This is a genomic window from Methyloceanibacter sp., assembly GCF_058506495.1.
Map to the genome: position 1 here is coordinate 1 of NZ_JBZMXT010000099.1, position 6542 is coordinate 6542.

5 protein-coding genes are annotated in these 6542 nt (G+C 60.5%); 1 reads left to right on the top strand and 4 read right to left on the bottom strand.

Features of this window, described 5'->3' with window-relative positions:
* The 4 genes from AC33YF_RS12195 to mnmE all read right to left on the bottom strand — a co-directional run.
* Positions 1-734: ParA family protein (locus AC33YF_RS12195; RefSeq protein ID WP_491777479.1), on the bottom strand; the 734-nt coding region annotated here is incomplete at its 3' end.
* On the bottom strand, positions 731-1396 hold the full coding sequence (gene rsmG, locus AC33YF_RS12200; protein ID WP_491777480.1) for a 16S rRNA (guanine(527)-N(7))-methyltransferase RsmG: 666 nt from the start codon (positions 1394-1396) through the stop codon (positions 731-733). The genes rsmG and AC33YF_RS12195, both read right to left, overlap by 4 nt.
* Positions 1393-3276: a tRNA uridine-5-carboxymethylaminomethyl(34) synthesis enzyme MnmG gene (mnmG, locus tag AC33YF_RS12205; protein ID WP_491777481.1), complete on the bottom strand. Its 1884-nt coding sequence runs from the start codon at positions 3274-3276 to the stop codon at positions 1393-1395. Before mnmG ends, rsmG begins: the two co-directional genes overlap by 4 nt.
* A 118-nt stretch (positions 3277-3394) precedes the next feature.
* On the bottom strand, positions 3395-4738 hold the full coding sequence (gene mnmE, locus AC33YF_RS12210; RefSeq protein ID WP_491777482.1) for a tRNA uridine-5-carboxymethylaminomethyl(34) synthesis GTPase MnmE: 1344 nt from the start codon (positions 4736-4738) through the stop codon (positions 3395-3397).
* 39 nt (positions 4739-4777) lie between these two features.
* Here mnmE and AC33YF_RS12215 point away from each other — a divergent pair.
* On the top strand, positions 4778-6542 hold a 1765-nt coding region (locus AC33YF_RS12215; protein ID WP_491777483.1), incomplete at its 3' end, for a thioredoxin domain-containing protein.

Here is a 6542-nt window from a genome sequence, read left to right on the forward strand (position 1 = left end):
GTACATTTGTAATCGTAGAGAAGGACCGGCTTTCCGTGCGATGGAGACTCCGCAACACGCACGTTCCGGGGGATGACCGTTTGGTAGACCTTGTCGCCCAAAACCTCCCGTACGTCCTGCACGACCTGATCCGAAAGGCTGGTGCGCTGATCGTACATAGTCAGCACCACACCATGGATGCGCAGCTTAGGATTGAGCCGGCCGCGTATCTCGTCAACCGTGCTCAAGAGCTGAGCCAGGCCCTCAAGGGCAAAGAATTCGCATTGCAGAGGCACCAGCACGGCGTCGGCGGCGGCTAGCGCGTTGAGCGTCAAAAGATTAAGCGACGGCGGACAATCGATCAGAACATAGGTTGTACGCGCATCGTCAGGTTCGTGCGCAGCGAGCTCGGCAAAGCAGTCGCGCAGCCGATAGTGCTTGCCGCTGCTGTCGCCAAACTCTCGCTCGAAGGACATCAGATCGATTGTCGCCGGGACAATCGACAGGCGTGGAACGTGCGTAGACACCATTGCGTCAAGGATGGACGTGTCGCCGGTGAGGACATCGAATGTCGAGCGGTCCCGTTGGTCGATTCCAAGCCCCGTAGAGGCATTGCCTTGCGGGTCGAGATCGACGATCAGCACACGCTCTCCGACGGCCGCCAGCGCCGTTCCAAGGTTAATCGCCGTCGTCGTCTTGCCAACGCCGCCTTTCTGGTTTGCGAGCGCTATGATCCGCATCGCATTTCGGCTCATGGATGCCTCCGGCGCAGGTTCTGTATCTCAACGATCCGTGCGTCATCGGCTGTCAGGCTCGGATGGCACACGCAGTCGAACTGCCACCGCGCTTCGGCGGTCGCGATTTCGGTGGCTGTATCGCGGCCTTTCAGGAAGATCCCCCTGGTTTCCTCGCGCAGAAAGGGTTCTGCGAGCTCCAGCAGACGGGTCAGCGGCGCGAGCGCGCGGGCGCTGACCACATCTGGCCTTAGGCTTTGAGCCTTTTCCGCAAACTGTTCAATACGCATCGCATGGATGTCCACAGGGGCCTTGAGTGCTCGGACCACTTCGCTGAGAAACGCACACTTTTTTTGATTCGATTCAACGAGATGCATGCGAAATTCCGGATCGCCGCTTTTCAAAATGGCGACGACCAAGCCTGGGAAGCCGCCGCCCGAACCCAGATCGAGCCAGAGTCGCGCGTTTGGCGCAAGCCCTGCGAGTTGCGCCGAGTCGGCTATATGCCGGCTCCAGACTTCGGGGAGCGTCGAAGGGGCGACGAGATTGGTCGTTTTCTGCCAGTGCTCCAGGAGCTCTACATAGCGCTGTAGGCTGTGGATTGTTTCATGTGAAACTTTAAAGGTTTCGGCGAACGACCCCGCGCTTGAGGCGGGGGCGCCGCGCTTATCGCCGGCTGTCATGCGCTTTTTGCCGACCTTACCTTTTTCACATGTGCCAGGAGCAGCATGAGCGCCGCAGGCGTCATCCCATCCAGGCGCGCGGCCTGTCCAAGGCTCGCGGGCCTGGTCCGGGACAGCTTCTGCCGAAGCTCATTGGATAGGCCTGGCAGGCCATCATACGCGAAGTCTGCAGGGATAGAGATTGCCTCGTCCTTTCGGAATGCGGCGACGTCCATTTCTTGGCGCGACACATAAACCGCGTAGCGGGCATCGATCGAGAGTTGGCTGGCTATAGCCGCATCGAGTGCGCCGATTTCCGGCCAGATCTCGGCAAGCCGCGGAATGTCGATGTCCGGGTAACTCAGGAGATCGAACGCGCTCCGCTTGCGCCCGTCGCGATTAATGGAGAGACCCATCTTTGCGGCTTCATTCGGCGTGAGCGTCAGGTTGCGGAGGACCTCTTCTCCAGCCTTGAGACGTTCCGCCTTAACTTCATAAACCCGTTGGCGGGTTTTCCCGACGCAGCCGGCCGCGATGCCGAACGGCGTTAACCTTTGGTCCGCATTGTCGGCCCGCAGCATCAAGCGGTACTCCGCCCGTGACGTGAACATGCGGTAGGGCTCCGTAACGCCCCGGGTCACGAGATCGTCGATCATCACCCCGAGATAGCCGTCGGCACGGGTCACAGAGAAGCGATCCTGGTCCCCGGAGGCCGCCTTCGCCGAGTTAAGGCCGGCGATCAGTCCTTGCGCCGCGGCTTCCTCATAACCCGTCGTGCCATTGATCTGCCCGGCCAAGAACAGGCCGCCGAGAGCCTTTGTCTCCAGGCTTGGGTGGAGTTCCCGAGGATCAACGTAGTCGTACTCGATAGCATAGCCCGGACGGTTCACGTGAACATTCTCGAGACCCGCAATCGTCTTCAGGAAAGCGCGTTGCACATCTTCAGGTAGCGATGTCGAGATGCCATTGGGGTAGACAGTGTCGTCATCCAGCCCCTCGGGCTCCAAGAAGATCTGGTGGCTCTCGCGATCCTTGAAACGGACCACCTTGTCTTCAATGGAAGGGCAGTAACGCGGACCGACACTGTCAATAGCGCCCGTGTACATTGGCGCCCGCGCGAGATTGGACTCGATGATTTTGTGTGTCTTTTCAGACGTATAGGTGATGTAGCAGGAAACCTGCTGCGTCGAAATCTTGTCCGTGAGGAACGAGAAAGGAACAGGCGGCTCATCGCCCGGCTGTTCCTTCAGCCGTGACCAATCAATAGTCCGTCCATCGAGCCTCGGTGGTGTCCCGGTCTTCAGGCGTCCCATTTGCAGGCCAAGTCCGTACAGCCGATCGGAGAGACCAAGGGCCGGCGCCTCGCCCATGCGCCCGGCAGCAATGCGCGTGTCGCCGATATGAATGAGACCTCGCAGGAACGTTCCCGTCGTGAGAACAACCGCGCCCGCAATCAGCCGCTGGCTATCGGACGTCACAACGCCCGAAACTTGGCCTCGATCCACGATGAGATCCTCGGCGGCACCTTCCACCACATGGACATTGTCGATCTCCGCGATCTCCCGCTGCATGGCTTGGCGATACAGCTTCCGGTCCACCTGCGCGCGCGGGCCTTGAACGGCGGGCCCCTTGCTGCGGTTCAAAACACGGAATTGGATGCCGGCAGCATCGGCCACGCGCCCCATCAAGCCGTCCAGCGCATCGATCTCACGCACAAGGTGCCCTTTGCCCAACCCGCCAATGGCTGGATTACAAGACATCTCACCGATGGAGGCGGCGCTGTGGGTGACCAAAGCCGTGGCCGCGCCAAGACGCGCAGCAGCTGCGGCAGCCTCGCACCCGGCATGGCCGCCGCCAATGACAATCACGTCGTATGCCTTATTGGAGGCCGCATCGCTCATGCGCGCTAGATAGTCGCTCGGAGACGCGCCGTCAAAGGCTTGAGATACCGATGTTTCACGTGAATCAATCCACCTCTTAGCGCGGCGCGGTGTTTCACGTGAATCATTCGCTCAAACCTCACTTTCCAATGCAAAATTCGGAAAAAATGGCCCCCAACACCTCTTCGACGTCAATTCGGCCCGTGAGGCGTCCCAAGTGGTGCGCGGCGACCCTCAGTTCCTCTGCGCGAAGCTCCGCATCGAGATCGTGGTTAACAAACCGTTTCAAAGCGTCCCGAACTGACACAAGTTCGACGCGATGCCTCGACCGCGTTATCGGCGACGACGCGTGTGGCTCCAACCCCTCCGTAGCCTGGGCCACAAGCGCCGCAATCAGCGCCTCCAACCCCTCTCCCGTCCGCGTCGAAATCGACAGACCTGCCGCGTGCGATGGCGCGGAACGCAGGTCGGACTTGTTGAAGACTGTCAAGACGGGCGAAGAGGCAAAATCCGGTGGCGTCGGCGATTCCTGAGCAGGACTGTCCACAATCCACAGCACGAGATCCGCCGACTGCGCGCGAGAGACCGCACGCCGCATGCCCTCGCTCTCGACAGCGCCACCGCCTTCCCTCAGGCCCGCCGTATCGGCGATGATCACCGGCACGCCACCAACGTCGAGGTGCACTTCGATCACGTCGCGTGTGGTGCCGGCCTCTTCGGAGACAATCGCCACATCCCTTTTGGCCAGCGCGTTCAGAATGGATGACTTCCCCGCATTGGGCGGTCCTGCGATAACAACGCGAAATCCGTCCCGCAAGCGCTCACCCGTCTGGTCTGCGAGGTGATCCACCACGTCGCGCAACAGCGGAACTACCGCATCGCCCGCCTTCGCAATCGCGTCCTCCGCAACATCGGCCTCGTCTGAAAAATCGAGCGCCGCCTCCATCATCGATTGGGCTCTCAGGAGTACCGCGCGCCAGCCCTCATACAACCGACGCAGCCCCCCTTCCGACTGAGCCAACGCCTGCCGCCTTTGCAATTCTGTCTCGGCGCTGACGAGGTCCGCGAGCCCCTCGACCTCTGTGAGATCGAGCTTTCCGTTTTCAAATGCGCGACGCGCGAATTCTCCGGGTTCCGCTAAGCGCGTCCCATGGATCGCCAACACCGCATCCACGACGGCCTTCACGACAGCGCGGCCGCCATGCACCTGCAGTTCGGCCATGTCTTCCCCGGTAAAGCTCGCCGGAGCCGGAAACCACAGAACCAGACCGCGGTCAAACTCGCCAATACGCCGCAAGCTTGCTTCACGTGGAACAGGCAGCGAAATTGTGAGGTTTTCCAGTACCACACTGGTCTGCGGCCCCGAGATGCGAATTACGGCTACGGCCGCCATCCCCGTTCCGGAGGCGAGCGCAACGATCGTCTCATTGGCATCGAGGCTGCGCACTTCCGCGGACTCGTGATGGGGGAGGCTTTGCGTCATAGTCCATCGTACTCAGGGGCGGGCGGATCGGAAGGCAGGATGAGCGACAACAAACATAACCAGTTGGGGAGCGAAACCAGCCCCTATCTGCGTCAACACAAGGACAATCCTGTGCACTGGCGTCCCTGGGGCACCGAAGCTTTGGACGAAGCGAAGAGCACAGGCAAGCCCATCCTCCTGTCGGTCGGCTATGCCGCCTGCCATTGGTGTCATGTGATGGCGCATGAGAGCTTCGAGGATCCCGACACGGCCGCGGTGATGAACGAACTCTTCGTCAACATAAAGGTCGATCGCGAGGAGCGCCCCGACGTCGACGCGATCTATATGAGCGCTCTCCACATGATTGGCGAACAAGGCGGCTGGCCCCTCACCATGTTCCTGACCTCGGACGCCGAGCCCTTCTGGGGCGGCACCTATTTCCCGAAAACACAACGCTTCGGCCGCCCCGCCTTCGTCGACGTGCTGCGAACCGTATCGCACACCTATCACGCGGAACCGGAGAAGGTGCGCACCAATGCCGACGCGCTTCGCTCACGGCTTGAGCCTACCAAGGTCGGGGGCGAGTCGGTTGCCCTGACAGACGCCATTCTCAACAATTGGACCCGGCGCTTTCTCCAGGCCGTGGACCCCAGCACGGGCGGCATGCGCGGAGCACCCAAATTTCCGCAGACCAATTTCTTCTCCCTGCTTTGGCGCGGCGCGCTTCGCTACGACGTCGTTAGTCTTAACGAGGCCGTCAACATCACGCTCACCCATATTTGCCAAGGGGGCATCTACGATCATGTGGGGGGCGGCTTCGCACGCTACAGCGTGGACGACGAATGGCTCGTGCCACATTTCGAGAAGATGCTCTACGACAACGCGCTCCTGGTCGACCTCATGTGTTCGGTCTGGCGTGAAACGAAATCGCCTCTCTATCAGCGCCGCGTCGAAGAGACCGTCGGCTGGCTCTTGCGCGAAATGGTCACCCAAGGCGGCGGCTTCGCAGCATCCCTCGATGCGGACTCCGAAGGCGAAGAAGGCAAGTTCTATGTCTGGGAATATGAAGAAGTGAAGGAGCTTCTCGAGCCGGACGACTTCACCCTCTTCGCCGATATCTACGACATCACGCCCGATGGCAATTTCGAAGGGAAGAACATTCCCAATCGTCTGCATACGGTTCAGTTGCGCGACGACGCAACCGAAGCGCGTCTACAGGACACGCTTCAAACGCTCTTCAAGCGGCGCTCCCTCCGTGTACGTCCTGGTTTCGACGACAAAGTCCTTGCCGACTGGAATGGCCTCATGATCACGGCGCTTGCGAGTGCTGCAATGGCTTTCCAAAGGCCCGAGTGGTTGGAAGCAGCAGAGAAGGCTTTCGATTTCGTCTTTATGCGGATGAGCATGGGGGTGCGCCTCATCCATTCCTATAGAGAAGGACCCGGCAATGCGCCCGCCACGGCGAGCGACTACGCCAATATGATCCGCTCGGCGCTCGCCCTCGCCAACGCCACGAACAATCCGGAATATGTGGAGCAAGCTGCCGCTTGGGCGCATGTCCTCGATACGCATTACTGGTCCGAGGAACTTGGGGGCTATTACCTGGCCGCCGACGATACGAACGACATCATCGTGCGTCCGCTCAATGCCATTGACGACGCCACGCCCAACGCCAATGCGGTGATGGTGTCGAACCTCGTCGCGCTTGCCTCCTGGACCGGCAATAGTTCGTATACGGATCGCGCCGAGAAGATCATCACATCCTTCGGGCCCGCCATTACCGCAAACCCCGTCGGGCATTCGGGCATGCTGGGCGCCGCGCTCG